This is a genomic window from Pseudomonas sp. BR20, assembly GCF_050780135.1.
Taxonomy (GTDB): Bacteria; Pseudomonadota; Gammaproteobacteria; order Pseudomonadales; family Pseudomonadaceae; genus Aquipseudomonas.
In genome coordinates, this window is sequence record NZ_CP172012.1 from 6595940 (window position 1) to 6621163 (window position 25224).

General features: G+C 60.7%; 24 protein-coding genes. 9 read left to right on the forward strand and 15 right to left on the reverse strand.

From position 1 onward, the window contains the following. Positions 1 to 9: 9 nt before the first annotated feature. Both ACHPFG_RS30480 and ACHPFG_RS30485 read right to left on the reverse strand, forming a co-directional pair. Positions 10 to 726, reverse strand: coding sequence for a fimbria/pilus chaperone family protein (locus tag ACHPFG_RS30480; RefSeq protein WP_431701249.1), 717 nt, complete (start codon positions 724 to 726; stop codon positions 10 to 12). Between the two features lie 103 nt (positions 727 to 829). After that, positions 830 to 1486: a DUF1120 domain-containing protein gene (locus ACHPFG_RS30485; RefSeq protein WP_431701250.1), complete on the reverse strand. Its 657-nt coding sequence runs from the start codon at positions 1484 to 1486 to the stop codon at positions 830 to 832. 448 nt (positions 1487 to 1934) lie between these two features. Between ACHPFG_RS30485 and ppx the strand changes: the two genes are divergently transcribed. Beyond that, positions 1935 to 3437: an exopolyphosphatase gene (gene ppx, locus ACHPFG_RS30490; protein ID WP_167656799.1), complete on the forward strand. Its 1503-nt coding sequence runs from the start codon at positions 1935 to 1937 to the stop codon at positions 3435 to 3437. Positions 3438 to 3576: 139 nt separating this feature from the next. On the opposite strand, the gene ppk1 is transcribed toward ppx, so the two are convergent. Next, positions 3577 to 5802, reverse strand: a complete 2226-nt coding sequence (ppk1, locus tag ACHPFG_RS30495; RefSeq protein ID WP_431701251.1) for a polyphosphate kinase 1 — start codon at positions 5800 to 5802, stop codon at positions 3577 to 3579. An 18-nt stretch (positions 5803 to 5820) separates the two neighbouring features. Further along, positions 5821 to 6834: a porphobilinogen synthase gene (hemB, locus tag ACHPFG_RS30500; RefSeq protein ID WP_431701252.1), complete on the reverse strand. Its 1014-nt coding sequence runs from the start codon at positions 6832 to 6834 to the stop codon at positions 5821 to 5823. Between the two features lie 208 nt (positions 6835 to 7042). Here hemB and ACHPFG_RS30505 point away from each other — a divergent pair, with 208 nt between their 5' ends. Beyond that, positions 7043 to 7681 carry a DedA family protein gene (locus ACHPFG_RS30505; protein ID WP_131697596.1) on the forward strand — a complete coding sequence of 213 codons (639 nt, stop codon included), beginning with the start codon at positions 7043 to 7045 and terminating at the stop codon, positions 7679 to 7681. Here ACHPFG_RS30505 and ACHPFG_RS30510 read toward each other — a convergent pair. Continuing rightward, on the reverse strand, positions 7662 to 8897 hold the full coding sequence (locus ACHPFG_RS30510; protein ID WP_431701253.1) for a sterol desaturase family protein: 1236 nt from the start codon (positions 8895 to 8897) through the stop codon (positions 7662 to 7664). The two genes, ACHPFG_RS30505 and ACHPFG_RS30510, sit on opposite strands and share 20 nt — an antisense overlap. Before the next feature lie 116 nt (positions 8898 to 9013). Here ACHPFG_RS30510 and elbB point away from each other — a divergent pair, with 116 nt between their 5' ends. Beyond that, positions 9014 to 9679 carry an isoprenoid biosynthesis glyoxalase ElbB gene (gene elbB / locus ACHPFG_RS30515; RefSeq protein ID WP_184745179.1) on the forward strand — a complete coding sequence of 222 codons (666 nt, stop codon included), beginning with the start codon at positions 9014 to 9016 and terminating at the stop codon, positions 9677 to 9679. A gap of 64 nt (positions 9680 to 9743) precedes the next feature. Here elbB and ACHPFG_RS30520 read toward each other — a convergent pair whose 3' ends face one another. Together ACHPFG_RS30520 and ACHPFG_RS30525 are read right to left on the reverse strand one after the other, a co-directional pair. Further along, positions 9744 to 10199, reverse strand: coding sequence for a YaiI/YqxD family protein (locus tag ACHPFG_RS30520; protein WP_431701254.1), 456 nt, complete (start codon positions 10197 to 10199; stop codon positions 9744 to 9746). A 1-nt stretch (position 10200) separates the two neighbouring features. Beyond that, positions 10201 to 12096, reverse strand: a complete 1896-nt coding sequence (locus ACHPFG_RS30525) for an FTR1 family protein (RefSeq protein ID WP_431701255.1) — start codon at positions 12094 to 12096, stop codon at positions 10201 to 10203. Positions 12097 to 12363: 267 nt separating this feature from the next. On the opposite strand from ACHPFG_RS30525, the gene ACHPFG_RS30530 reads away from it, so the two are divergent. Genes ACHPFG_RS30530 through ACHPFG_RS30545 form a run of 4 tightly spaced genes read left to right on the forward strand, consistent with a single transcriptional unit; the run spans position 12364 to position 15510 of the window. Then, positions 12364 to 13761: a COG3014 family protein gene (locus ACHPFG_RS30530; RefSeq protein ID WP_431701256.1), complete on the forward strand. Its 1398-nt coding sequence runs from the start codon at positions 12364 to 12366 to the stop codon at positions 13759 to 13761. A gap of 10 nt (positions 13762 to 13771) precedes the next feature. Beyond that, positions 13772 to 14143, forward strand: a complete 372-nt coding sequence (locus ACHPFG_RS30535; protein ID WP_131697602.1) for a YcfL family protein — start codon at positions 13772 to 13774, stop codon at positions 14141 to 14143. Between the two features lie 35 nt (positions 14144 to 14178). Continuing rightward, complete coding sequence (gene lpoB, locus ACHPFG_RS30540; RefSeq protein WP_131697603.1) at positions 14179 to 14766, forward strand: penicillin-binding protein activator LpoB; 588 nt, start codon at positions 14179 to 14181, stop codon at positions 14764 to 14766. 3 nt (positions 14767 to 14769) lie between these two features. Next, a complete protein-coding gene (locus ACHPFG_RS30545) occupies positions 14770 to 15510 on the forward strand; it encodes a penicillin-binding protein activator LpoB (protein ID WP_431701257.1) in 741 nt (246 codons plus the stop codon). A gap of 151 nt (positions 15511 to 15661) precedes the next feature. On the opposite strand, the gene ACHPFG_RS30550 is transcribed toward ACHPFG_RS30545, so the two are convergent. The 3 genes from ACHPFG_RS30550 to ACHPFG_RS30560 form a co-directional block, all read right to left on the reverse strand. Next, positions 15662 to 16294, reverse strand: a complete 633-nt coding sequence (locus tag ACHPFG_RS30550) for a LysE family transporter (RefSeq protein WP_131697605.1) — start codon at positions 16292 to 16294, stop codon at positions 15662 to 15664. Positions 16295 to 16382: 88 nt separating this feature from the next. Continuing rightward, complete coding sequence (locus ACHPFG_RS30555) at positions 16383 to 16955, reverse strand: mechanosensitive ion channel family protein (RefSeq protein ID WP_145337436.1); 573 nt, start codon at positions 16953 to 16955, stop codon at positions 16383 to 16385. Further along, positions 16955 to 18865 (reverse strand): ATP-binding cassette domain-containing protein, encoded by a 1911-nt coding sequence (locus ACHPFG_RS30560; RefSeq protein ID WP_431701258.1) that lies wholly within the window; start codon positions 18863 to 18865, stop codon positions 16955 to 16957. Before ACHPFG_RS30560 ends, ACHPFG_RS30555 begins: the two co-directional genes overlap by 1 nt. Before the next feature lie 50 nt (positions 18866 to 18915). Here ACHPFG_RS30560 and ACHPFG_RS30565 point away from each other — a divergent pair, with 50 nt between their 5' ends. After that, complete coding sequence (locus ACHPFG_RS30565; RefSeq protein WP_431701259.1) at positions 18916 to 19380, forward strand: TIGR02444 family protein; 465 nt, start codon at positions 18916 to 18918, stop codon at positions 19378 to 19380. Here the strand turns inward: ACHPFG_RS30565 and ACHPFG_RS30570 are convergent. After that, on the reverse strand, positions 19377 to 20495 hold the full coding sequence (locus ACHPFG_RS30570) for an AlgP family protein (RefSeq protein ID WP_431701260.1): 1119 nt from the start codon (positions 20493 to 20495) through the stop codon (positions 19377 to 19379). The two genes, ACHPFG_RS30565 and ACHPFG_RS30570, sit on opposite strands and share 4 nt — an antisense overlap. A gap of 192 nt (positions 20496 to 20687) precedes the next feature. Here ACHPFG_RS30570 and ACHPFG_RS30575 point away from each other — a divergent pair, with 192 nt between their 5' ends. Next, positions 20688 to 21365: an FKBP-type peptidyl-prolyl cis-trans isomerase gene (locus ACHPFG_RS30575; RefSeq protein ID WP_431701261.1), complete on the forward strand. Its 678-nt coding sequence runs from the start codon at positions 20688 to 20690 to the stop codon at positions 21363 to 21365. Positions 21366 to 21418: 53 nt separating this feature from the next. Here ACHPFG_RS30575 and rsd read toward each other — a convergent pair whose 3' ends face one another. The 4 genes from rsd to ACHPFG_RS30595 all read right to left on the reverse strand — a co-directional run bounded on the left by rsd (position 21419) and on the right by ACHPFG_RS30595 (position 25217). After that, positions 21419 to 21877 (reverse strand): sigma D regulator, encoded by a 459-nt coding sequence (rsd, locus tag ACHPFG_RS30580; protein ID WP_431701262.1) that lies wholly within the window; start codon positions 21875 to 21877, stop codon positions 21419 to 21421. 209 nt (positions 21878 to 22086) lie between these two features. Then, positions 22087 to 22608: a disulfide bond formation protein B gene (locus tag ACHPFG_RS30585; protein WP_431701263.1), complete on the reverse strand. Its 522-nt coding sequence runs from the start codon at positions 22606 to 22608 to the stop codon at positions 22087 to 22089. A 237-nt stretch (positions 22609 to 22845) separates the two neighbouring features. Continuing rightward, positions 22846 to 24087 (reverse strand): heme biosynthesis protein HemY, encoded by a 1242-nt coding sequence (locus tag ACHPFG_RS30590; RefSeq protein ID WP_431701264.1) that lies wholly within the window; start codon positions 24085 to 24087, stop codon positions 22846 to 22848. A gap of 5 nt (positions 24088 to 24092) precedes the next feature. Continuing rightward, complete coding sequence (locus ACHPFG_RS30595) at positions 24093 to 25217, reverse strand: uroporphyrinogen-III C-methyltransferase (RefSeq protein WP_431701265.1); 1125 nt, start codon at positions 25215 to 25217, stop codon at positions 24093 to 24095. Positions 25218 to 25224: the final 7 nt, after the last annotated feature.

Here is a 25224-nt window from a genome sequence, read left to right on the forward strand (position 1 = left end):
ATGGGTCGATTAACCCCTGTCGGCATTGATCGGAGCCCGGAAGCTGTCCGCCGAAAAGCCGTAGAGCGTGGCCGGCTGGATCTCGACGCCTGTTACCCCTTCCAACGCGCCCTCCACCTTCAGCGTCAGCGTTTCCCCCGGCAACACGTAAGTGCGCGGCAAGGTTGCCAAGGCTCCTTGTGGCAGCAGCCGCACCTCCGGAATCAGGCGCACTACATAGGCACTGTCGTTGTGAACCGTCAGCCCCGCCCCTGCGCGCGCCCACTTCAGCAGTTCCCAGGGCGTGTGATGAACCGGCAGATCTTTCGGGTGAAGGATCAACGGCAAATTCTGTCGCAGCGTGATGCCGATAGTCGCACCGCCTGCGGCGCGCGCCTGGGGGATGCCTTCGAAAGACACACGTTTCAACCGCTGGGTCTTCAGTGGCTCCTTCAAGGTGCTGATGAAACGCACCAATTGAGTTTCCCCCGCCTCCACGCGGGTAATGGGTGGCGTCACAATCAACAGCGACTCCATATCCTCGGGCACATTTTCCACGACCGAGTGAAGCAGCGCTGGCACCGCGTCGGTATTCTTGATGTTGAGCGTGGCTTCGCCCTGGGCTTCATAAAGCACAACCACCGTAGTTTCCGGCAACATACCGTCGGCTAATGCAATACCGGTAAAACACAGACACGCGCCCGCACAAAACAACCGTGCATTATTTATTAATGAAAGACTAAACACTCAGTACTCCCCACGACCTTGAAGTTGTTTGTTTATCCAGACGACCACATAAAAACAGCCGACAAGAAGCACGCGGCTTCTTTATCGGCTGCAGTTTGATCGCTTAGATGTAACTCAACTCAAGTGTCGCGCGCCCATCCAGGGTAATGTCACGACTCAGGTCCAGATCCTGCCCCCTGTTGATCACCGCCCGCACCGCGATAGTTCCGGTCAACTGAGCGATTGAGGCCGGGGTGATGGTTGTGCCACTGCGCCATGAATACTGAGTGGGCGATTGGGCGACCTTGCCGTCGCTGTTCTGCCAGGCACCGTTACCGACACGCATGATGGGCGACAGTACTGTACTCGACGACCTGAGGTCCCTGAGGGTGACCGCAAAGCCGCCGGTTCGCCGGCCGTTCGCAGTACCCAGGCCATAATTGTGCACCTCGGTATAGCCTGAGCCGAGCACATTGAGGATGCCCGGGACCTTGCTGGCCGCCTGCAGGTCGACGAATTTCAGTCCGAACGTAGCAGGCGTGGTGCCGCAAGTGACGGTCAACGGGGCGGTTCTTTCCGCCAATGGATTGAACGCCGTTGGCAGCAGTTGGGCAGAGGGAATGTCGCCGTAGTTGATGATGCCACCACCGGTCATGCTGAGGTTGCAGGCGGCTGGTTTGATCGTCCCCCTGACGATCAGCTCGGCACTGGTGGATGCATGGACGTTGAGGGCGGCGGCCAGCCAAGCAATACCGAGAGTCAATCCAACAATTTTTTTCATAGTCGACCTGTCACTTAAAGTTATCAGGCGTACTTATTTTTGCCTTGAAGACACAAGCCATAAATAAATAGCGCCACGGCACGATTGCCGAATGACAGTCTGTCGCCTCAAGGCCCGAATAAAGAATAAGGCAATACCGTGTTTATTGTGGGAGCGATAAAAACAAACTGTCGGTCCAACCCACCAAGACAGTAGTCCTGAACATAAAAACCAATAGCGCACCGCCTCCAAAGTTGTAGGCTAAATCATATTTCGCCTTATAAAAATCCGAAGTTAAACTCCCCTACAGAACTACGCGTATGCGTCAACAGAAACATGGAAAGACACCCTACACTTTCCACAAAAATCCCCTACAGACGAGCGCAGAGAAATTCACGGTGCACTACGCGTTGGCGTCAGCGGTCGATCGTGGCACGATGGTAAGGTTATCGACCGAGACCCCCTAACCATGCCGCAATCCCAAGCCAAGAATCTGTCCCTGATCGCCGCCATCGACCTGGGCTCCAACAGCTTTCACATGGTCGTGGCCAAGGCCCAGAACGGCGAAATCCGCATCCTTGAGCGGCTCGGAGAGAAAGTGCAGCTGGCTGCCGGAATCGACGACGAACGCCAGCTCAATGAAGAATCCATGCAGCGCGGGCTCGATTGCCTCAAGCGTTTTGCCCAATTGATCAACGGCATGCCCCTGGGCGCCGTGCGAATCGTCGGCACCAACGCCCTGCGCGAAGCCCGCAACCGTGGCGAATTCATCCGCCGTGCCGAGGAGATCCTCGGGCACCCGGTGGAAGTCATTTCCGGCCGTGAAGAAGCACGCCTTATCTACCTCGGCGTGTCGCATACCCTCGCCGACACCCCCGGCAAGCGCCTGGTGGCGGACATCGGCGGGGGCAGTACCGAGTTCATCATCGGCCAGCGCTTCGAACCGCTGCTGCGTGAAAGCCTGCAGATGGGCTGTGTCAGCTATACCCAGCGCTACTTCAAGGACGGCAAGATCACCCCGGCACGCTACGCCCAGGCCTACACGGCGGCGCGGCTGGAGATCATGAGCATCGAACACGCCCTGCACCGCCTGACCTGGGATGAAGCCATCGGCTCGTCCGGCACCATCCGTGCCATCGGCCTGGCGCTCAAGGCCGGCGGCCATGGCACCGGCGAGGTCAACGCCGAGGGCCTCGCGTGGCTCAAGCGCAAGCTGTTCAAGCTGGGCGATGCAGAGAAAATCGACTTCGACGGCATCAAGCCCGACCGTCGCACCATCTTCCCGGCCGGCCTGGCGATTCTCGAGGCGATCTTCGACGCCCTCGAACTGCAACGCATGGACCACTGTGACGGCGCCCTGCGCGAAGGCGTGCTCTACGACCTGCTGGGCCGTCATCACCACGAGGACGTACGTGAGCGCACCCTCAGCTCGCTGATGGAGCGTTATCACGTCGATCTGGAGCAGGCAGCCCGCGTGGAGCGTAAAGCCCTGCATGCCTTCGATCAGGTCGCCGAGGACTGGGACCTGGAAGACGGCGTGTGGCGCGAACTGCTGGGCTGGGCCGCCAAGGTGCATGAAGTGGGCCTGGACATCGCCCACTACCATTACCACAAACACGGCGCCTACCTGATCGAGCACTCCGACCTGGCGGGTTTCTCCCGGGAAGACCAGCAGATGCTCGCACTGCTGGTGCGCGGCCATCGTCGCAATATTCCCAAGGACAAGTTTGCCGAGTTCGGTGATGAAGGCATCAAGCTGATCCGCCTGTGCGTCCTGCTGCGCTTCGCGATCCTGTTCCACCACATTCGCGGCACCCAGGAAATGCCCCAGGTGAGCCTGCGCGCCAATGGCGACAGCCTGGATGTGGTGTTCCCGAAAGGCTGGCTGGATGAGAACCAACTGACCCAGGCTGACTTCGCCCAGGAAGCGGAGTGGCTGACACGGGTGGGGTTCAGCCTGAACCTGCGCTGAGCCGATCTAAAGAACACTGCAAAAACACATGTGGGAGGGGGCTTGCCCCCGATGGCGGTGGACCAGTCAATGAATCTGTTGACTGACACTCCTTCATCGGGAGCAAGCCCCCTCCCACATTTTCAGACCGCGTCGGTGTTTAGTTCACCGTGAGAATCGGGCTGCCCAACTTCTCCAGCAACGTCGCCTGGGCACTGCGCGGGTTCTGGTTGCCGGTCGGCGTGTTACGCACGTAACGGCCATCCGACTGCAGGCTCCAGCTATGGGTGTTGTCGGTGAGGTAGCTTTCCAGCTCCTTCTTGACCCGCATGATCAGCTTCTTGCCCTCGACCGGGAAGCAGGTCTCCACACGCTTGTCGAGGTTGCGCTCCATCCAGTCGGCACTGGAGAGGAACATCTGCTCTTCGCCGCCGTTGAGGAAGTAGAACACCCGCGTGTGTTCCAGGAAGCGGCCGATGATCGAGCGCACATGGATGTTATGCGACACGCCGACAATGCCCGGACGCAGGCAGCACATGCCGCGCACCACCAGGTCGATACGCACGCCGGATTGGCTGGCTTTGTACAGCGCGCGGATGATCTTCGGATCGGTCAGCGAGTTGAACTTGGCGATGATGTGCGCCGGTTTGCCCTCGAGGGCGAACTGGGTCTCGCGGGCAATCATGTCGAGCATGCCCTTCTTCAGGGTGAACGGCGCGTGCAGCAGCTTCTTCATGCGCAATGTCTTGCCCATGCCGATCAATTGGCTGAACAACTTGCCGACGTCCTCACACAAGGCGTCGTCGGAAGTCAGCAGGCTGTAGTCGGTATAGAGCTTGGCGTTGCCGGCGTGGTAGTTGCCGGTACCCAGGTGGGCGTAACGCACGATCTCACCGGCTTCGCGGCGCAGGATCAGCATCATCTTGGCGTGGGTCTTGAAGCCCACCACGCCGTAGATCACGACCGCACCGGCCGCTTGCAGGCGGCTGGCCAGTTGCAGGTTGGACTCTTCATCAAAGCGTGCCCGCAACTCGATCACCGCGGTGACTTCCTTGCCGTTGCGCGCGGCGTCTACCAACGCGTCGACGATTTCCGAGTTGGCGCCGCTGCGGTACAGCGTCTGGCGTACAGCCAACACGTGTGGGTCCTTGGCGGCCTGGCGCAGCAGGTCGACCACCGGGGTGAAGGACTCGAACGGGTGCAGCAGCAGGATGTCCTGCTTGCTCACCACGCTGAAGATGTTCTCGCTGTTTTGCAGCAGTTTCGGGATCTGCGGGGTGAACGGGGTGTATTGCAGTTCCGGATGACTGTCCAGGCCAGTAATGCTGAACAGCCGCGTGAGGTTCACCGGACCGTTGACCTGGTACAGCTCGGACTCGGCGAGGTTGAACTGCTTGAGCAGGTAGTCCGACAGATGTTTGGGGCAGGTATCCGCCACTTCCAGGCGCACCGCGTCGCCGTAGCGCCGCGAGAACAGCTCGCCGCGCAGGGCACGGGCCAAGTCTTCGACGTCTTCGGAATCCAGCGCCAGGTCGGCGTTACGGGTCAGGCGGAACTGGTAGCAGCCCTTGACCTTCATGCCTTGGAACAGGTCATCGGCGTGGGCATGGATCATCGACGACAGGAATACATAGTTATCGCCAGCGCCCCCCACCTCTTCCGGTACCTTAATGATCCGTGGCAGCAAGCGCGGCGCCGGGATGATCGCCAGGCCCGAATCGCGACCGAAGGCATCGATCCCTTCCAGCTCGACGATAAAGTTGAGGCTCTTGTTCACCAGCAACGGGAACGGGTGCGTCGGGTCGAGGCCGATTGGGGTGATGATCGGTGAAATCTCGTCACGGAAGTAACGGCGCACCCAGGTTTTGATCTTGGTGGTCCAGTGACGACGACGAATGAAGCGGACCTGATGTTTTTCCAGTTCCGGCAGCAGGATGTCGTTGAGAATCGCGTATTGGCGGTCCACATGGCCATGCACCAGCTCGCTGATGCGCGCCAGGGCCTGGTGCGGCTGCAGGCCGTCCGCGCCGGCTTGTTCACGGGCAAAGGTGATCTGTTTCTTGAGGCCGGCGACACGGATCTCGAAGAACTCGTCCAGGTTGCTGGAGAAAATCAGCAGGAACTTCAGGCGTTCCAGCAACGGGTAGGACTCATCCAGCGCCTGCTCGAGCACGCGGATGTTGAATTGCAGTTGGGACAGCTCGCGGTGGATGTACAGGCTGCTGTCATCCAGGTTGGTCACTACGGCGGCCACCGGGGCAGGGGCTGGCGCTTCGGCTACCACCACAGGCGCGACCGGCTCGTGCTCCGGCGGGGTCTCGGTGACTTGTTCCACCACCGGGTGAGCGTCTTTTACGGCAACTTCGGAGAGTCCTTCGGTATTCATCGAATGTTCCTGTGAGGGCTATTGTTGCTCTCTAAGCAATTGGGCGGCGCGGACGGCGAAATAGGTCAGGATGCCATCCGCCCCGGCACGTTTAAAGGCCGTCAAGGATTCAAGGATTACCCCTTCACTCAACCAGCCATTTTGTATTGCAGCCATGTGCATGGCGTATTCGCCACTGACCTGATACACAAAGGTCGGCACCTTGAATTCCTCTTTGACCCGGTAAAGGATGTCCAGGTACGGCATCCCGGGCTTGACCATCACCATGTCGGCGCCTTCGGCCAGGTCGGCGGCCACTTCGTGCAGCGCTTCATGGCTGTTGGCGGGGTCCATCTGGTACGAGGCCTTGTTGGCCTTGCCCAGGTTCAGCGCCGAACCCACCGCATCGCGGAACGGGCCGTAGTAGGCGCTGGCGTACTTGGCCGAATAGGCCATGATCCGTACATTGACGTGGCCGGCCAGTTCCAGGGCTTCGCGAATCGCCTGGATGCGCCCGTCCATCATGTCCGACGGCGCAACCACCTGGGCGCCTGCAGCCGCGTGGGACAAAGCCTGTTTGACCAACGCATCGACGGTAATGTCGTTCTGAACATAGCCTTCTTGGTCAAGAATGCCATCCTGCCCGTGAGTGGTGAATGGGTCCAACGCCACGTCAGTGATCACCCCCAGCTCAGGGAAACGCTCGCGCAGCGCGCGGGTGGCGCGCTGGGCAATACCGTCCGGGTTCCAGGCTTCGGCAGCGTCCAGGGACTTGAGTTCAGGCGGCGTGACCGGAAACAACGCCAACGCCGGAATCCCCAGTTCGACCCAGCCCGCCGCCTCTTCAAGCAGCAGATCAATGGTCAGACGCTCTACACCCGGCATCGACGCCACCGCTTCCCGGCGATTTTCACCGTCGAGCACAAACACCGGCAAGATCAGATCATTCGTCGTCAGTACGTTTTCACGAACCAGGCGACGAGAAAAATCATCACGGCGATTACGGCGCAGGCGGGTAGCAGGGAACAGGCGATTGGCAGGGGTAAAACTCACGACAGACTCCTGAGCCCGGGTTCACGGGCGAGCGTTGCAGTTATAAGCGGGCATTATGACGAAGGTATGACAGTTGTGCTTAACGATGCGACCTGTAGTCGCATTCGTCGCTTAATGTAGGAATTGTTCACTTCGTGACACATCTCGATACTTTCATGAATGTTCACGAAGGCGTAGGCTGCGCGTTCATTTCGCCAGCACCCAGACCATGCTTCAACAATTTCTGCATGACTTCGGCTACTTTGCCCTCTTCCTAGGCACGTTCTTCGAAGGCGAAACCATCCTGGTTCTCGCAGGCTTCCTGGCGTTCCGTGGGTACATGGATATCAACCTGGTGGTGGTCGTTGCCTTCTTCGGCAGCTACGCCGGCGACCAGCTTTGGTATTACATGGGCCGCAAGCACGGCCGCAAACTGTTGGCGCGCAAGCCGCGCTGGCAATTGATGGGCGACAAAGCCCTGGAACATATCCGCAAGCACCCGGATATCTGGGTGCTGAGCTTCCGCTTTGTCTACGGATTACGCACGGTAATGCCCGTCGCGATCGGCCTGTCAGGCTACCCGCCAGTGCGCTACCTGATCCTCAACGGTATTGGTGCTGCAATCTGGGCTGCGGCCTTGGGTGCTGCGGCTTATCACTTCGGTGCCGTGCTGGAAGGCATGCTGGGCAGCGTCAAGAAATACGAGCTGTGGGTACTGGGCGCCTTGCTGCTGCTGGGCTTTGGCCTGTGGCTGCGCCGCCGTTTCAAGAACGCCCGTATCGCCCGCCAGGCCTGTGCCGATGCCAAGGCGCGGCTCGCCGCCGCCGAGCCCGCTCCGGTAGAAGCGCCTAAGACACCAGTCGAGTAAGCCGGCCTCTGCAACAGTAGAGGCCAATCACGCTGAGCAGGCTGTAGCTCACCAGGCCCAACCAACCCAGGTTGCTCGCCGGCCACAGTCCGACCAGCGGCGCCAGCCACACCAGCGGCACATTCAGCGCCAGGCGCATCAGTTCGGCCTTTAACGCACATGGGCGATTCTCCAGGGCCACGCCTAGGGTAAACAATCCAAGCGCCATCGCACTCCAGCCGACAATCAGCGCTGCGGTGGGCAGACCCTCGCCGACATTCATCAAATAGCTGCCAAAACCCACATACGCCGCGAACTGCAGGGCGATGTAGACCTGTTGGCGCGCGTCCAGCGGCACTTCGAATTTGCGGAACTGACTCAAATCCGGCTTGGCCAACGGGTACTTGGCCTTTACGTCCGCCGGGCGCCAACCGGTGCGCATGAACCAGATGCGCAGCTTGTCCCACTTACTTTCGGTACGCCGTGCATCACGCCAAAGCTGTGCATAAAACTGCAGGTTGGCCCACAACGGATTCCAGCTGGCCAAGGGCGTGGTCACGCCGAAAATCACCGGCTCGTTGTCGTCTTCTTCCTGGAAAGTGCCGAACAGCCTGTCCCAAAGAATGAACACCCCGCCGTAGTTGCGATCCATGTAGAGAGCGTTCTGTGCATGGTGGGCCCGATGATTGGATGGCGTGACGAAAAACCACTCGAACCAGCCAAGCTTGGGCACGTGCCGGGTATGCACCCAGAATTGATACAGCAGGTTAAGGGACGCCACACTGATAAACACCACCAGCGGCACGCCAAGCACGGCAAGGGGCAGGTAGAAAATCCAGCTCAGCAGGAAGCCGGTGCTGGTCTGGCGCAGGGCGGTGCTGAGGTTGTAGTCCTCGCTCTGGTGATGCACAGAGTGCGCGGCCCAGAGGATATTGCGTTCGTGCCCCATCCGGTGGAGCCAGTAGTAACAGAAGTCGTAGAACACAAAGGCGAACACCCAGGTCCAGACACTCTGGGCAGACAGCTCGATCAGCGCCAGGTGCTTGAGGGCGAACGCGTAGGTCAGCAGCCCCACACCCTTGGTCAACAGCCCGGTGGTGGTGGACAGTACGCCGGTGCTGAGGCTGTTGATGGCGTCCGCTACCCGGTAGTTGCGCTGGCCACGCCAACGGTCGGCGAGCAACTCCACTACGATCAAGGCAATGAAAAACGGTACCGCGTAAGGCACGAAGTCCATGGTCTGGTCCGGTCTATTTTTGTTACATCAAGATTAGGTGCAGCGGTGCGAGATCCCATTGGCAACAGGTTACAAATTAGTAGACATTTAACGCCAAGACCCCAGGAGAAATGCCCATGAGCAAAAAGATTGCAGTGATCCTTTCCGGCTGTGGCGTGTACGACGGCGCAGAGATCCACGAAAGCGTGATCACCTTGCTGCGCCTGGATCAGCGCGGCGCTCAGGTCCAATGTTTTGCACCGAATATTGCGCAGTTGCACGTGATCAACCACCTGACGGGCGAGGAAATGCCCGAGTCGCGCAATGTGCTGGTGGAATCGGCGCGCATTGCCCGAGGTGCCGTGCAGGACATTGCCGAGGCGAGTGCCGCAGACTTCGATGCGTTGATCGTACCCGGCGGGTTTGGTGCGGCGAAGAACCTGTCGGACTTTGCCCTGGAGGGCGCCGCTTGCAGCGTCAACCCGCAGGTACTGGCGCTGGCTGAAGCCTTTGCAGAAGCCGGCAAGCCGGTGGGGCTGATCTGCATTTCGCCGGCTCTGGCCGCGAAGATCTACGGCCCGGGAGTGACCTGCACCATCGGCAACGATGCCGACACCGCCGCCGCCCTCGACAAAATGGGCGCCACCCACCACGAATGCACAGTGGAAGACATTGTCGAGGACAAAGCACGCAAGTTGGTAAGCACGCCGGCCTATATGCTGGGCAAGAACATCAGCGAGGTGGCGTCAGGCATCAACAAGCTGGTGGATCGGGTGCTGGAGCTGACCCACGAGAACGATTGATGAGGGAGCCGTAAACTTAACGGTAGTAAGCCGGCCTGGTGTAGCGAGTACCCTCGCCACAAGGTCAGACCTGGCGCATCAATTTGGTCAGGATGCGGTCAAGTGAGTTGGCAAACGCCTGCTTGTCCTTCTCCCCATGGGGCGGTGGCCCACCGCCCATCTGGCCCTGCTCACGCAGGTCGGTAAACAGGTTGCGCACCGCCAACCGTTCGCTCATGTTCGCCGGGCTGAACTCCTTGCCCCGTGGGTCGAGGGCGGTGACGCCATTCTTCACCAGGCGGTCGGCCAGGGGCACATCGCTGCAGATCACCAGTTCGCCGGGCACTGCGTGCTCCACCAGGTAGTCATCTGCTGCGTCCGGGCCGCTGGGCACCACGATCAACTTCACACACGAGAAGCTCGGCTTGATCTGGCTTTGGCCGGCCACCAGGACGACCTCGAACTGGCGCTTGAGGGCGAACTTCACCACTTGGTCCTTGGCGGCCCTAGGGCAGGCGTCCGCATCGATCCATACGCGCATGTTATGCCGCCACTCGCTGTTTCTCTGCCAGCCGGCTGCGGCCGTAGAGCACCACAATGGCCAGGATCGCCACGGCCTGGGCACTCAACGAGTACGCATCGGCATGGATGCCCAGCCAGTCGAAGTCAAAGAACGCCACCGGCCGCGTGCCAAAGATGCCGGCTTCCTGCAACGCCTTGACGCCATGCCCGGCGAACACCACCGACAACGCGCACAGCAGCCCCGCATTGATGCCGAAAAACAGCGCCAGCGGCAGTTTCGCCGAACCGCGCAGGATCACCCAGGCCAGGCCCACCAGCAGCACCAACGCCGTGGCACCACCCGCCAGCACCGCGTTGTGCCCGGCCGGGCCCGCTTGCAGCCACAGGGTTTCGTAGAACAGGATCACTTCGAACAGCTCGCGGTAGACCGAGAAGAACGCCAATATCGCAAAACCGAAACGCCCACCGCCGCCCACCAGGCTGCTCTTGATGTAGTCCTGCCATGCCGCGGCATGGCGGCGGTCGTGCATCCATACGCCAAGCCACAGCACCATTACACTGGCGAACAGCGCCGTGCAGCCTTCGAGCAATTCGCGCTGGGCGCCGCTGACGTCGATCACATACGCCGCCAGTGCCCAGGTGGCCAAGCCGGCCAATAGTGCCAGGCCCCAGCCGACGTTGACGCTGCGCACCGCCGATTGCTGGCCGGTGTTGCGCAGGAAGGCGAGGATCGCCGCCAGCACCAGGATCGCTTCCAGGCCTTCACGCAGCAGGATCAGCAGACCGGAGATGTAGCTCAACGACCAGCTCAAGCCATCGCTGCCCAGCAAGCCTGCGGATTCGGCGAGCTTGCCCTTGGCCACGTCCAGGCGCTGCTGCACCTGTTCGATCGGCAGGCCGTCCTGTAACGACTGCCGGTAAGCCATCAGGGCCTTCTCGGTGTCCTTACGCACATTGGCGTCGACGTTATCCAGAGAGCTTTCCACCAACTCGAAGCCTTCGAGGTAGGCCGCTACCGACAAGTCATAGGCTTGGTCGTGGTCACCGTTGCGGAACGCCGCGAGGCTTTTGTCCAGAGTGGTGGCGGTGTAATCGAGCAACTGCGCCGGGCCACGCTTGACCTGCGGCGGTTGCGCACGCTGGGCGCGGAAGGTCGTGGCAGCCGCCGCGCCGCTTGCGGCCAGCACTTCATCAGGTGTCTGACGGGCCAGGTCGGCGAGATTGAAGGGTTGTTCGCTTTTCGCTGCGGCCGGGTCGGCGGTGAAACCGGCGATGTAGGTGGCCAGGTCCCAGCGCTGGCGGTCGTCCAGTTGGTCGGCGAAAGACGGCATGTCGGTGCCTTCGACACCCAGGCCCAGGGTGTTGTAGATCGCGTAGAGGCTCAGGCGGTCCAGGCGTGCTGCATCCGTCAAGTTGGCCGGTGGCGGCGTCATCCCCACGCCGGCCGGGCCATCGCCAGCACCGGCAGTACCGTGGCACACCGAGCAGTGCTGGGCGTAGAGCGGTGCGCCGCGCGTCGGGTCGGGCGTGATGGCCGGGGCTTGGCTGACTTCATACGCGACTGCCAGCTTGGCCCCCAACTGGCGGGCCTGGCGAGCAACGGTCACGCCATCTGCGTGAGCGGTGACAGCGGCCAGCAGTTCATTGACGCCCTTCACCAGCTCCGCACGCTCGGGCCTTTGCGGCAAATCCGCCACCAACCCCTGCAATACCCCGAGAAACTCCACCTGCTCACGGTATTCCGAATCATCCACCACCTTGCCCGCCTGCACCGTCGGCGGGTAGTCAGCGCCAATGTAGTCCAGCAAATGCAGGGCCTGTGGGGCGCCCTCGGCCGTCGCGGCCAACAGGTTGAAGCTGCACGACATCAACGCCGGCAACAGCAGCCAGGCGAGAAAACGGAAGGGGCCAGTCATGAATGAATCTCAAGTGGAAATACGAAGTAACACATTGTTAAGCCTTAAAGGGTTTGACTCAAGGCGTTAGTGATTTGTCGTTTGAGCGGGAGGGGAATTTCAGCCGCGCGGTAGTGGCATCTATGCCGACCAATCGCAGCAAAAAGCCATTGTTTTGCCAGTAACGGTGCTTATAATGCCGCGCCCTGTTAGTGCGAAAGGGAATTTCGTTCCTCGTTTTTATGAGGAATTACCACATCGGTCGGCTACTTTCAGGGAAGAAGTCACATGGCTTTTCGCGCCTTAACTCCGCTCACGCTCGCGGCAGTCACCTTGCTCTCCGGCTGTTCAATGTTCCGCAGCTACGACTCAGAGCTGCAAGCTACCAACCAGCAACTGGCCACCGGCAATGTCGACGCCGCCCTGACCCTGCTGGAAAAGAACAACACCGGCGAAGACAAAGACCTGCTGTATTTCTTCGAAAAGGGCGAGTTGCTGCGGGCCAAGGGCGACCTGACCGGCAGCCAGACCGCCTGGCACAGCGCCGACCTGCAAGTCTACAAGTGGGAAGAGTCGGTCAAGTTCGACGGCGCAAAGTACCTGTCCCAGTTCGGCAGCTTCCTGGCCAACGACAAGGTGCGTCGCTACGAAGGCTATGACTACGAAAAAGTCATGCTGACCACGCAGATGGCCCTGAACCTGCTGGCCTTGAACGACTTCGACGGTGCACGCACCGAAATCAAGAAGACCCACGAACGCGAAGCGGTGATCGCCGACCTGCGCGACAAGGAATACCTCAAGCGCGAAGACGACGCCGAGCGCCAGGGCGTGACCACCCAGCTCAAGGACCTGCACGGCTACCCGGTGCAAGCCCTCGACGCGCCGGAAGTGGTCGGCCTGAAGAACAGCTACCAAAGTGCGTTCAGCCATTACCTGGCCGGCTTCGTCTACGAAGCCCTGGGCGAAAAAGACCTGGCCGCCCCCGGTTATCGCAAGGCCGTCGAGCTGCGTCCTAACACGCCACTGCTGGAAAAAGCGTTGCTCGACCTGGACAAATCCAAGGTCGGCGCCGATGAAACCGACGTGCTGATCGTGGTGCAGAGCGGCCTCGCACCCGCCCGCGACTCGATCCGCCTGCCGCTGCCCATCCCGATCAACGGCAACCTGGTGATCACCCCGCTGTCGTTCCCGGTGATCAAGGCCGACACCTCCACGGCGACCTTCGCCCAGATCGGTGTCGATGGCCAGCAACAGAACCTCACGGCGCTCAACAGCACCACGGCCATGTCCCGCCGTGCCCTGCGGGACGACATGCCAGGGATCATTCTGCGCACCACCGTGCGTGCGGTAACCCGTGGAGTGGCGCAGAACAACCTGAACAAGACCAACCCCATGGCAGGCCTGGTACTGGGTATCGCCTCGGCCGTGACCGAAGGCGCCGACACCCGCACCTGGCGCACCTTGCCGGACATGACCCAAGTGACCCGCCTGCGCCTCAAGCGCGGCGAGCACCAGGTCAGCCTGCCCAACGCCCTGGGCGGCACGCGGGTGACGATCACGGCTGATCAGCGCTACCAGGTGATCACGCTGCGCGTGGTCGGCAACCAGGTGTTCGCCGGCGGCCTGGCCGCCCATGTGGTGCCGAACAATCCGCTCCAGGCCATTGCCACCCTCAAACAACCTTAAGGAGCACGCTATGCGTCACTTCATCCTCGGCGCCCTGGCGCTGGTCCTGCTTGCCGGCTGCGCCACCCCGCCACCACCGGAACCTGGCAGTGCTGCGAGCAAAATCGTGGTGATGGGCAAGTTCAAGGGCATCGCGGTCGGCGCCATTCGTGTGGCCCGCGAGAACGGTTTCCTTACCGCCAAGGTGCAACTGAGCAACATCACCAGCAGTAACCAGATGATGTATTACCGCTTCGCCTGGCTGGGCGCCGATGGTTTCCCCGTAGGCGATGAAGAGGCCTGGAAGGTGCTGAACCTGTACGCCAACCAGGCGACCTTCCTGCCCGCCATTGCCAATGTGCCCCAGGCCGCGGACTTCCGCCTTGAAGTCAAAACCCCTTGAGCCGTTCATTCTTTTTGCTGTTGAGAGATTTCCCCATGTTTGTACGTTTCTCGATTCTCGCCGTGGTTGCCGTCCTGGCCAGCGGTTGCGCGAACACCTCCCCGGTACTGGGCGGTAAAAATATCAGCTACGGCGACACCAAGGCCGTGGAACTAGTGACCAACGAGTTCGGCTCCACCGACCTGCAGATGATTGCCGAAAGCATGACCCGCTCCCTGGCCCAGTCCGGCATCCTGCAAGGCCGCCCGGTGGTGCAAGTGTATGACGTAAAGAACAAGACCAGCGAGTACATCGACACCCGTGAGATCACCACGTCGATCAAGACCCAACTGATGAAGACCGGCACCGCACGCTTCGCCAGTGACAACACCGACATGCAGAGCCAGGTCGACCAGCTCAAGCTGCAGAACCAGAGCGGCTTGTACAAGAAGTCCACCGTCAGCAAAACCGGCAACATGGTCGCCGCCAAGTACCGCCTGGAAGGCTCCATCAGCTCCATCGTCAAGCGCAGTTCGGACTACAAGGACGTGTTCTACAAGTTCAGCCTGCAGCTGATCGACGTCGAGAGCGGCCTGGCTGAATGGATGGACGAAAAAGAAATCCGCAAGACCACGGAGCGCTAAGCGATGCGTGCATGGATTGGTTTGATCGGCCTGCTGTGCGCCTTTGGCGCCTCGGCCGCGCCCAAAATCGCGGTGACTGACCTGGCCTACCAGGCGCGGGTCGAGGAGTACATCCACCAGGTTTCGGCCAGCAACAACTTCCAGGCAAGCAGCTACAACGCCAGCGGTGCATCGAACTACAGCGAGTACGAGAGCCGTAGCAGCTACATCGAACAGACCGAGCTGCGTAAATTCAGCGGTGATATCAAGGGCGAAATCCTCAAGTCCCGCCAGTTCCAGCTGGTGCAGGGCACGCCCTACACCGCCGATGCCAAAGGTGACGTCTATGACGTGATCAAGCGCATCAAGGCCGGTAACTTCAAGGGCGCGGACTACGTGCTGTTCGGCACGCTGTCAGACATCGACTTCACCCAGGACATCAACGCCCTGGACCACACCAACAGCTACTCGGCGGTGCTGGGTCTGACGCTGGTGGCGGATTTCAGCCTGATCAACACCCGCACCTACGAAATCACCTCGGCGTTTACCGCCATGGGCGAAGGCCAGGACACCAAGCTGGTGAACAGCCGCGACATACGCGTGAGCCTGAATCGGCCGCGCGTGGTGAAGGAGGTGTCGAAGGCGCTGGGTGAGGATGTGGCACGGCAACTGGCGGAACAGTTGGGCGGCAGCTATCAAGAGCCTGGCCAGCCGGCGTTGCGTAATAACCTGCCAAGGGATGAAGCGCCGAAGATCCTGCGCTGAAGGGTAATCCTTTGGAAACACATAACCAATGTGGGAGGGGGCTTGCTCCCGATAGCAGGGTGTCAGTCAGCTTAGCTGTAGCTGAGACACTGCCATCGGGGGCAAGCCCCCTCCCACACTTTTAATTCGGTTTCTTCAGAGGTACCGAGGTTTACGCCGTTGCGCGATGCAAGCTGGCCAGGAAACCCGCAGCCCCCACGAACAACCCGGCAAACGTACGGTTCACGCGCTTCTGCTGCTTGGGCGTGCGTAACAGGCGCAGGACTTTCGACGCCAACCCCGTATACCCCGCCATCACGACCATATCGACGCTGATCATCGTCGCACCGATGATCAGGTACTGCACCAGCAGCGGCGCCTGCGGATTCACGAACTGCGGCAGCACCGCGAGCATGAACACCAGGGCCTTGGGGTTGCTGGCGTTGACCAGGAAACCCCGGAACATCATCGCCATCGGCTTGCCGAGCGGGCGTATCGCCGCGTCATCGGCCATGTCCATGGGCAAGGCGCGCCATTGCTTGACGGCCAGGTACACAAGGTACGCCACACCAAACCATTTGATCGCATAGAACGCGGTCGACGACGCCGCCAGAATGGCACCCAAACCGCCCGCCACCACGGCAATCTGCATTGCCAGACCCAGTTGCAGGCCAATGGCGTTCCAGTAACCGCGCAGGAAACCGTATTGCAGGCCGCTGGACATCGAAGCGATGGCGCCGGCGCCAGGGGACAGGGAGATGATCCAACTTGCCAGGAAAAAGGCCAGCCACGTGTCGAGTGCCATTGCACACCTCGGGAGAGAGTTAGCGGTTATGCCTTAAGCTAACTCTGCCGACCAACGGCTGGCTATTGATTTTTACAGGATGTAAACGCTAGCGGTCGCCCGAGAACACATGGGTACCTGGCCAACGCCGCACCGAGCGCTGGAAGAACAGGCTGTTGGGCACCTGTACGATGGCGCTGTCGGTGCCTGCAGCTTCCACTTCGATCAGCGTGGTGTAGAGCAAGTTGATCGCCACTACCCTGCCCTTCACACCTGGCTTATCGACGGTATCTACCAGCTCGACAATATCTCCCAGACGGAACGGCCCGACGGTAAAGATCAAAATGGCGCACAGCAGGTTGGACAACACCGACCACATGGCGAAGAACGCCACTGCCGCCACCGCGACAAACCCCGACAGTGCGGTCCACAATACCGTGGCGGACACACCCAGCCGGCCCAGCACAAAGATCAACGCACTGCCCATGATCAGCCAGCGCAATCCACCACGCAGCGGCATCAGCAATTGCGGCGGGAACGGGTAGCGCTCACCCAGGCGCGTCAGGCCCTTGGCGACAAACCGCTGGGCGAGGTAGCCGGCCAGCAGGATCAGCAGGATTTGCACGCCGATCCATACAGGCTCGATCCATTGCGCAGGCAACGGCAGTTGCAAGGCTTCCATCAGGACAGCGCCTCCAGCTCCGCTTGCAGGGTTTCCAGCAGTTCGAGGGCTTCCATCCAGGTTTCCTCCAATTGCCCTTCGCGGACCTTGAGCTTGGCCTGTTCAGCCAGCAGGTCGCGCAGCTCATCCTTGCGTGCCGCCTCGTACACGGCGCTGTCACCCAGGCTGGCTTCGATCCTGGCCAGGCGTTCGTGCACCTTGCCCAACTCGGCCTCCAGCTTGTCGGCTTCGCGCTTGTGTGGCGCCAACTGCTGGCGCAGTGCGGCAGCGGCCTGGCGCTGGGCTTTCTTGTCGGTCTTGTCCGGGTTGACCGGGGTGTTGCTGACCGGCGCATTGCGCAGGCGGTAATCCGTGAGCCAGCGCGCGTAGTCGTCCAGGTCACCGTCGAACTCTTCGACTTTGCCATCCGCTACCAGCAGGAAGTTGTCGGTGGTGCTCTTGAGCAAGTGGCGATCGTGAGACACCACCAGTACCGCACCGCTGAACTCCTGCAAGGCCATGGTCAGCGCCAGGCGCATTTCCAGGTCGAGGTGGTTGGTCGGTTCGTCGAGCAGCAGCAGGTTCGGGCGGTCCCAGGCAATGAGCGCCAGGGCCAGGCGGGCTTTTTCGCCACCGGAGAAGTTCAGCACCGGTTCATCGATGCGCGCGCCACGGAAGTCAAAGCCACCGAGGAAGTCGCGCAGGGTTTGCTCGCGCTCGGTCGGCGCCAGGCGTTGCAGGTGCAGCAACGGGCTGGCCTTGGAATCGAGGGAGTCCAACTGATGCTGGGCGAAATAGCCCACCACCAGGTTCTCGCCACGGGTCAGGCGACCGGCCAGGGGTTGCAGCTCGCCCGAGAGGTTCTTGATCAGCGTTGACTTGCCCGCGCCGTTAGGGCCGAGCAAACCGATGCGTGCGCCCGGGGTGAGCTGCAGCTTGACCTTCTCCAGGATGGTTTTCTCGCCATAACCCAGGCGGGCATCCGAAAGATCCAGCAACGGGCTGGAGATCTTCACCGACTCGCGGAACACAAAGTCGAACGGCGAATCGACGTGGGCCGCCGACAGTTCTTCCATGCGCTCCAGGGCCTTGATCCGGCTCTGGGCCTGGCGGGCCTTGGTGGCCTGGGCCTTGAACCGGGCGATGTAGCTTTCCATGTGCGCACGCTGCGCCTGCTGCTTCTCGAACGCCTGCTGCTGTTGGGCCAGGCGCTCGGCACGCGCACGTTCGAACGCGGTGTAGCCGCCACGGTAGAGGGTGATCTTCTTCTGTTCGACGTGGGCGATGTTGTCGACCACGGCGTCAAGGAAATCCCGGTCGTGGGAAATCAGCAGCAAGGTACCCTGATAGCTCTTGAGGAAGTCTTCCAGCCACAGGATCGCATCGAGGTCCAAGTGGTTGGTCGGTTCGTCGAGCAGCAACAGGTCCGAGGGGCACATCAGCGCCTGGGCCAAATTAAGGCGCATGCGCCAGCCACCGGAGAAGTCGGCGACCGGACGGTCCATCTGTTCGTTGGTGAAGCCAAGGCCGGCGAGCATCTTGCGGGCGCGGGCGTCGGCGGTGTAGCCGTCGGCACTGTCGAGTTCCGCATGCAGGCGGGCCTGGGCGGCGCCGTCCTGGGCTTTCTCGGCTTCGACCAGGTCGTGTTGCACCTGGCGCAGACGCAGGTCGCCATCGAGGACGTAGTCGATCGCGATGCGGTCCAGAGTGTCGATCTCCTGGCGCATATGGGCGATGCGCCAGTCGGCCGGCAGCAAGCAGTCCCCGGAATCCGGGGTCAGCTCACCCAGCAGCAGGGCGAACAACGTGGATTTGCCGGCGCCGTTGGCACCGATCAGGCCGGCTTTGTGACCGGCGTGCAGGGTCAGCTCGGCGTCTTCGAGAAGACGTTGCGGGCCACGCTGTAATGTTAGGCTTTGAAGTCGGATCATAATGGCGGCGGAGTCTACCAGCTTCGTTGGCCGCTGGCTTGGGTGTGAATATGTGCGCTGACCTGTGGAGCTTTGCCCTCTCGACTTACGCCCGCCCGGGCGTCGAAACCGTCTGCCTGCGCTTGCAGGAGCAAGGGGCGGACGTGTGCCTGTTGCTTTGCGGCGCATGGCTGGAACAGCGGGGTGCGGCATTTGAGCCTGAACGTATGCGAACGCTTCAACAGTTGGCCCGTCCGTGGCAGGCACAGGTGATCGAACCGTTGCGGCAGTTGCGTGTGCAATGGCGCGCCATAGCGCAGCAGGATGAGCCCCTGGGGGCGTTACGCGAGCGGGTCAAAGCCCTGGAACTGGATGCCGAACGGCAATTGCTGACGCGCCTGGAAGCGTTGGCGCAGGCGTGGCCGAAAGGGGAGACGACTCAACAGAGGTGGTTGGAAGGACTGGCGGCTGAGGATGCCGCCAACCTTGACCATGACGCACTGCAGCAGCTGCGCGTCATGATCACCGGCACTTAGGAAGCGCTGGTTGGGGTGGTGCCTGGCGCTACCGGTGCAGGAGTGCTGCTGGCCGATGCGGTTGGAGCAGTGGACGCTGCGGGGGTTGCAGCAGGTGCAGCGGGCTTGGCCGGTGCTGGTTTTGCAGCAGCAGGCTTTGCAACTGGCTTGGCGGCTGGCTTGGCAGCAGCAGGTTTGGCAGCCGGCTTGGCGGCTGGTTTTGCAACAGCAGTTTTGGCAGCTGGCTTCGCGGCTGGTTTTGCAGCGGCGGTTTTGGCAACTGGCTTCGCGGCCGGTTTTGCAGCAGCAGGTTTGGCAGCTGGCTTCGCGGCTGGTTTTGCAGCAGCGGTTTTGGCAGCTGGCTTCGCGGCTGGTTTTGCAGCAGCAGTTTTAGCAACTGGCTTCGCGGCTGGTTTTGCAGCAGCAGTTTTAGCAACTGGCTTCGCGGCTGGTTTTGCAGCAGCAGTTTTAGCAACTGGCTTCGCGGCTGGTTTTGCAGCAGCAGTTTTGGCAGCTGGCTTCGCGGCTGGTTTTGCAGCAGCAGTTTTGGCAGCTGGCTTCGCGGCTGGTTTTGCAGCAGCGGTTTTAGCAACTGGCTTCGCGGCTGGTTTTGCAGCAGCGGTTTTGGCAACTGGCTTGGCGGCTGGTTTTGCAGCAGCGGTTTTGGCAGTTGGCTTGGCGGCTGGTTTTGCAGCAGCAGTTTTGGCAACTGGCTTGGCGGCCGCTTTAGCCGGTGCACGAGCACCCAGCACTTTCGCTACGGCTTCCTTCACACGACCAACGCCCTGGGCCAATTTCAGGCTTTCTTGAGCATCTTTTTTGAGTTGGGAAATGTAGGTGCGGGTTTCAGCTTGACGATCCTTGAGAGCATCCAGCAGGTCTTCGAGTTCTTTTACCGCGTCTTTGGCTTTGGCTTGTGCCTTGGCCTTGCCGGCAGTAGCAGCGTCTTGCAGTTTGGTGCGGGATTTATGCAGCTTTTCTTGCGCTTTACCGCGTTGTTTTTCCAGCTTGGCGAGCAGTTTTTCTGCATCGGCCAACGCTTGGGAACATGCGCTTTCCAGATGTTCGAGCAAGCTGCCCGAAAGTTGTTGGAGTAAATGCAACGGGGTATTTACAGGCTTCTGTTTGGCCGACATGGTTTACCTCCTAGCTGACGTGGGTGCGGCTCATACTAGCCCTCTGCTCTTACCGCCGCTAGGGCATGTTGACAGTATCGTTTGCGTTGCGTTGCAACGTGCGAAAATTCTTATCGATATAACGAAAACAAGCGGCACTTTTTACGCACCGGCACTGGCATAATCCGTCGCACTTTCGGCAGGAGAATGCCCATGTCGCGTTACCTTTTTCTTGTGCTGGGCCTGGCGATTTCTGCGGCCAATGCGAGCGAGCAATCACCGTCAAAAATCACGCCCCAAGACCAGCACGACCTCGCCTACAGCCTGGGCGCCAGCCTCGGTGAGCGTCTGCGCCAGGAAGTCCCGGGCCTGCAGATCCAGGCCTTGATCGACGGCCTCAAGCAAGCCTATCAAGGCAAGCCGCTGGTGTTGGATAACGCGCGCATCGAACAGATTCTTGCCCAGCATGAGGCACAGGCCGAAGCCGACGTCCAAGCCCCAAAAAGTGAAAAGGCGCTCGCCGCCGAGCAGCAGTTTTTAACCAAGGAAAAAGCTGCGAAAGGGGTACGCGAGTTGGCCGATGGAATCCTGCTCACGGAACTGACACCCGGCCGTGGTAACAAGCCTGGCGCGAATGATCAGGTTCAAGTGAACTACGTTGGGCGATTGCCCGATGGCACGGTCTTCGATCAGAGCACACAACCCCAGTGGTTTCGGCTGGACAGTGTGATCAGCGGTTGGCGCAGCGCGTTGCAGCAGATGCCGGTCGGGGCCAAATGGCGCCTGGTGATCCCATCGACCCAGGCCTATGGTGCCGACGGTGCCGGTGAGTTGATCCCGCCCTATACGCCTCTGATATTCGAGATCGAATTGCTCGACACCCGTCACTGACCCAATAAAAAACGGCGCGCCATGCGCACCGTTTTTTATCTCGCCAGCAATGATCAAGCCTGAGTGGCAGCTTCTTCCTTATGAGCGTTGTGGAGCACTTCGATCAGGCAATCTTCCAGTTCGAAACGCTCATGGAGCAGGCCACCCAACTCCTTGAATTTCTCAGCAACGCACTGGCCGGCATCACACAGGTCGGTGAACGCCAGCAGTTTCTCGGTAATGACATCGATGCGCGGATAAATAGTGTCGGCCAAGTCAAGACCACGCTTATCATCGAAGGCTTCCGCCTCTTTGGTCAGCTGCTCGTAGACACCGAAATGGCCAGCAGACACATAGTCCACCAACACTTCACAGAACTCCTGCAACGGCTTGCGATTCTCAGCCAGCGCCTCGGGCTTGGCGCCAAGAGCATCAAAGGCCCGAACCAGTTCGTGACGTGCCTTCAACCAGCTGTCGATCAGCTTGTGCACCCCACCCCAGCGTTCCTGAGCATTCTGACAACTTTCCAGCATGATGATCTCTCTTCCCTATAGGGGCGCTGCCGCCTGATGCCCACGCAACACTTCAAGGATAAAACAGCAGCGGGACAAGGCCGCGTCTGACAAACGGTTTCGATAACGCGTGCGGGCCAGATTATGCCCCCATGACTATGGCTTCAAGGTACGCAGGAGAGAAAGTTCATACAAGTGTTTAATCCCTTCCTACAAACTGCGGCCTCCGCTCAGCGCCTTGCTGAGCGCAACGGACGACTCAAAAACAGTCGGGAAAACTGCATGGCACCGAGGATCAACATGCCCAGGAAGAACAGCAGGCTCCACTCGGGAAGGCTCAGGTCAAACAGCGTCCAGCTTATTTCCATGCAATCGACAGTGCCTTTGACCGTCAATTGCAACGCCTGCCACAGCGACAGGTTTTCGATCATGTGACTGAGACTGGGCCAACAATCGGCGGCTTGATCTGGTGCGGCATTTTGCAGCAGCACCTGCCGTACGGCGGTGATTGCACCCAACAGCGCACATGCCATGCTCATAAACCCATACAGGTAAAAAGTGGAGCGCCTGGGGTTGTGGATGGCGGCGACCAGATTGATCAGCGTGAAGGCAGCCAGAAAGGCCCGTTGCATCTGACACAGGAAACAAGGGCGTAACGAGGCACCGAACTCAAGATAGAAGGACGCACCCAACGTCAGCGCACCCGCCATGAACGCAAGGAAAAACAAGGAGCGTGAAGGGGCCAAAGACATGCTTTATCCGCATCGCGAGAGGTAGGTCGTTACGTTAGAGGAAAGGCCTGACCCCTTTCAATACGCGCCAGAGCAGACGATTCCGTGAGAACGTAGGGACATCCCGTCAGAGGATGGAAGACTTGAAGCGCATGAGCGTAGGAGTATGCTTCAAAGCCTCTCAGGGCCGGCATATGCGCAGCATTGAAGGGCTGGCTGTCAGACGGATCTGAGCCAGCCCTCGACTTCTTTCCTACATCAAACTCGGGCAGGAACTGGCAGCGGAGACGCCAGCAAGCGGTTATCCAATAAGCCCAGGCCTTCCTGGAACAGTTGGTTGCTGCGCTCAGTGTCGCCCAACTGGGCCAACAGCCGCGCCAATTCGGCACAGGCCTCGGGATTACGCTGTACCTGCAGGCTGCTTTCCAGGTAATCCCGCGCCTTGCCCCACAGGCTGTTTTGCAGACACAGACGACCCAACGTCAACAGCAGGCTGGCATCGCTCGGATGGTCCTTGAGCCAGCCTTCGGCAAATTTCAATTGCCGGGCCGGGTCACTGCCGCGCAGCAGACCGTAGAGACGAATCAGGTGGCTGTCGTAGCCGCGTTTGATAGCACCGCGCAACGCCTCCTCCGCCTTGGTATCGGCGCCCAATTGACGCAGTTGTTCGGCATAGGCCAAGACCAGTTGCGGCTCCTGGCGCTGGGCGGAAGTGAGTTGTTGCCAAGCCCGCTCAAGAGATTGCAAGCCGGCTTCGCCCTGCTCTTCGCGCTGGGCCGCCAGGCTCAGGTTCTCCCCCCAGGCACGACGCTCCAGTTCGGCCAATTCGCCGGCAGGCAACACCTTGTCCTTGCGCAGCTCCGGCAACAGGCGGATCACCGACGACCAATCGCCACGCTGCTGGTGCAGGCGCTGCAATTGGCGCAGCACTTGGCCGTTGTGGGGATGACGCTCGTGCATGGCCTGCAAAGTGGTGAGCGCGCCGTCAGTGTCGCCACGGTCCAACTGCAACTGCGCATGGCTCAAGGCAACCGCCAGCTCGGCTTGGGGCTGACGCTCCAGGGCGCGCTCAAGCAAACCGTCCGACTCTTCATAACGGCCCTGCTCATTCGCCGCCCGGGCCGCGCCGAGGTAGTACAGCAATGGCTGGCGCTCGGCTTCGGCGGCACGGTGCAGGTGACGTTCCGCACTGGCCCAACGGCCTTCGGCGAGGTCCATCTGGCCCTGTTCGATGGCAATCTGCACGCGGCGACTGCGGTTACGTCGCGACCACGGGTTAACCACGCCACCCGAGGTGGTGACCAGGCTCAGCAATACGCGGATCAAGTAGATGGCCAGGCCGAAGACAAACACCGCCACCAGGGTAGCCCACAGGCTCGACTCATAGTGCAGCACATGAGGGTAGGTAATCAGCACGTAGCCGGTGTGTTTCGAAATGCCCACAGCCAGTGCCAGGGCGATTGCAATCGCCAGCACCAGGATCACATAGAAACGCTTCATCGGCTCTACTCCTGCTTCGTCGACGTGGCCGCCGGCGTGGACGCTGCCTTGGCTTCGTCAGCAGACAGATGACGACGCTCGAGGTACGCCTGCACTGCGGCCAGGCTCGCCGCCAAGTCGGGTGTCACTACCGAGACAGCTTTGGGCTCAAGCTCGGCGATACGCGCCAGCATCGCCTTGCTCTGCGGGTTGTCCTGGTTGAAGTTGTCCTGCAACACGCTGCGTGCTTCACCCAGCGAACGGCTGTACACCGCCGACTCTCCATTGAGCGCCGCCCATTGCGCTTGTTCCAGGGCCAGGCTCAGGGCCAGGCGCACTTGGTTCAAGCCCTGGCCGGCAAGCAGCGGCCGGATGTTGTCATCAGGGTTGAAGTCGATGCGGAAGTAGCGGGAGATCTGCTCCCACCACTGGCTCCATCGGTTGTCGGTATCGGTGCTCGGGCGCCCCTGGGATGCGGGCTCGGTCAGTTGATACTCGGGGGCAATGGCCGCCAGTTGCACGACCTGATCACGCAAGGCCGCCAATTGCAGATACAACCCGGTGCGATCCGGCTGCTCAGTACTGCGCAACGCGGCAAGGCTCTTGGCCAACTGTTCGCGGGCAGCGTAGGAGCCTGGATCGCTTTGCTCGCGAAGAATCTCGTCGGCACCCTGGACCAGCGCCTGGGCGCTGTTGATGTCCTGCAAGGCAGACAAGCGCAAACTCGCCAGGCGAATCAAGTGTTCGGCCTCAGCTAAGCGCCAATCCTTGCGGCTGGCACCCAGCACGGTTTCCAGGCGCTGGCTCAAGCGCTGCTGGTCACCCTGCAACTGGGCCACCAGGCGACGGCGCTCCTCGAGCTCATCCGCACCCGGCAGCTGCGCCAGGCGCGCAGCCAGTTGCTGCTGGCTTTGCTTGAGGGTCTGGGATTGGTCGTCCAGGGTCTGCACTTGGCCCTGCTGTTGCTGGCTGCTGGCTTGCAGGGCACGGACCTGCCAGATCCCCCAACCGCCGGCGGCAACACCCGCAGCGCCAAGCAGCAGGGCGACAACTGCCAGGCCATTGCCGCGGCGCGGCGCGGTGACCGGTGACTCAACCGGCGCATCAAGTGCGGGTTGGGTTTCATCTTTAGGCAAGGCTGTTTCGCTCACGTATCCG

What these genes read in the sequence shown, in the direction of transcription:
- ACHPFG_RS30565 (WP_431701259.1), top strand. Translation starts at nt 18,916, where the DNA reads ATGTGCGCTGACCTGTGGAGCTTTGCCCTCTCGACTTACGCCCGCCCG.
- ACHPFG_RS30485 (WP_431701250.1), bottom strand. Translation starts at nt 1,486, where the DNA reads ATGAAAAAAATTGTTGGATTGACTCTCGGTATTGCTTGGCTGGCCGCC.
- ACHPFG_RS30525 (WP_431701255.1), bottom strand. Translation starts at nt 12,096, where the DNA reads ATGACTGGCCCCTTCCGTTTTCTCGCCTGGCTGCTGTTGCCGGCGTTG.
- ACHPFG_RS30590 (WP_431701264.1), bottom strand. Translation starts at nt 24,087, where the DNA reads ATGAAGCGTTTCTATGTGATCCTGGTGCTGGCGATTGCAATCGCCCTG.
- ACHPFG_RS30505 (WP_131697596.1), top strand. Translation starts at nt 7,043, where the DNA reads ATGCTTCAACAATTTCTGCATGACTTCGGCTACTTTGCCCTCTTCCTA.
- ACHPFG_RS30510 (WP_431701253.1), bottom strand. Translation starts at nt 8,897, where the DNA reads ATGGACTTCGTGCCTTACGCGGTACCGTTTTTCATTGCCTTGATCGTA.
- ACHPFG_RS30535 (WP_131697602.1), top strand. Translation starts at nt 13,772, where the DNA reads ATGCGTCACTTCATCCTCGGCGCCCTGGCGCTGGTCCTGCTTGCCGGC.
- ppk1 (WP_431701251.1), bottom strand. Translation starts at nt 5,802, where the DNA reads ATGAATACCGAAGGACTCTCCGAAGTTGCCGTAAAAGACGCTCACCCG.
- elbB (WP_184745179.1), top strand. Translation starts at nt 9,014, where the DNA reads ATGAGCAAAAAGATTGCAGTGATCCTTTCCGGCTGTGGCGTGTACGAC.
- lpoB (WP_131697603.1), top strand. Translation starts at nt 14,179, where the DNA reads ATGTTTGTACGTTTCTCGATTCTCGCCGTGGTTGCCGTCCTGGCCAGC.
- ACHPFG_RS30575 (WP_431701261.1), top strand. Translation starts at nt 20,688, where the DNA reads ATGTCGCGTTACCTTTTTCTTGTGCTGGGCCTGGCGATTTCTGCGGCC.
- ACHPFG_RS30520 (WP_431701254.1), bottom strand. Translation starts at nt 10,199, where the DNA reads ATGCGCGTATGGATCGATGCGGACGCCTGCCCTAGGGCCGCCAAGGAC.
- rsd (WP_431701262.1), bottom strand. Translation starts at nt 21,877, where the DNA reads ATGCTGGAAAGTTGTCAGAATGCTCAGGAACGCTGGGGTGGGGTGCAC.
- ACHPFG_RS30555 (WP_145337436.1), bottom strand. Translation starts at nt 16,955, where the DNA reads ATGGAAGCCTTGCAACTGCCGTTGCCTGCGCAATGGATCGAGCCTGTA.
- ACHPFG_RS30570 (WP_431701260.1), bottom strand. Translation starts at nt 20,495, where the DNA reads ATGTCGGCCAAACAGAAGCCTGTAAATACCCCGTTGCATTTACTCCAA.
- ACHPFG_RS30585 (WP_431701263.1), bottom strand. Translation starts at nt 22,608, where the DNA reads ATGTCTTTGGCCCCTTCACGCTCCTTGTTTTTCCTTGCGTTCATGGCG.
- ACHPFG_RS30560 (WP_431701258.1), bottom strand. Translation starts at nt 18,865, where the DNA reads ATGATCCGACTTCAAAGCCTAACATTACAGCGTGGCCCGCAACGTCTT.
- ACHPFG_RS30530 (WP_431701256.1), top strand. Translation starts at nt 12,364, where the DNA reads ATGGCTTTTCGCGCCTTAACTCCGCTCACGCTCGCGGCAGTCACCTTG.
- ACHPFG_RS30545 (WP_431701257.1), top strand. Translation starts at nt 14,770, where the DNA reads ATGCGTGCATGGATTGGTTTGATCGGCCTGCTGTGCGCCTTTGGCGCC.
- ACHPFG_RS30550 (WP_131697605.1), bottom strand. Translation starts at nt 16,294, where the DNA reads ATGGCACTCGACACGTGGCTGGCCTTTTTCCTGGCAAGTTGGATCATC.
- ppx (WP_167656799.1), top strand. Translation starts at nt 1,935, where the DNA reads ATGCCGCAATCCCAAGCCAAGAATCTGTCCCTGATCGCCGCCATCGAC.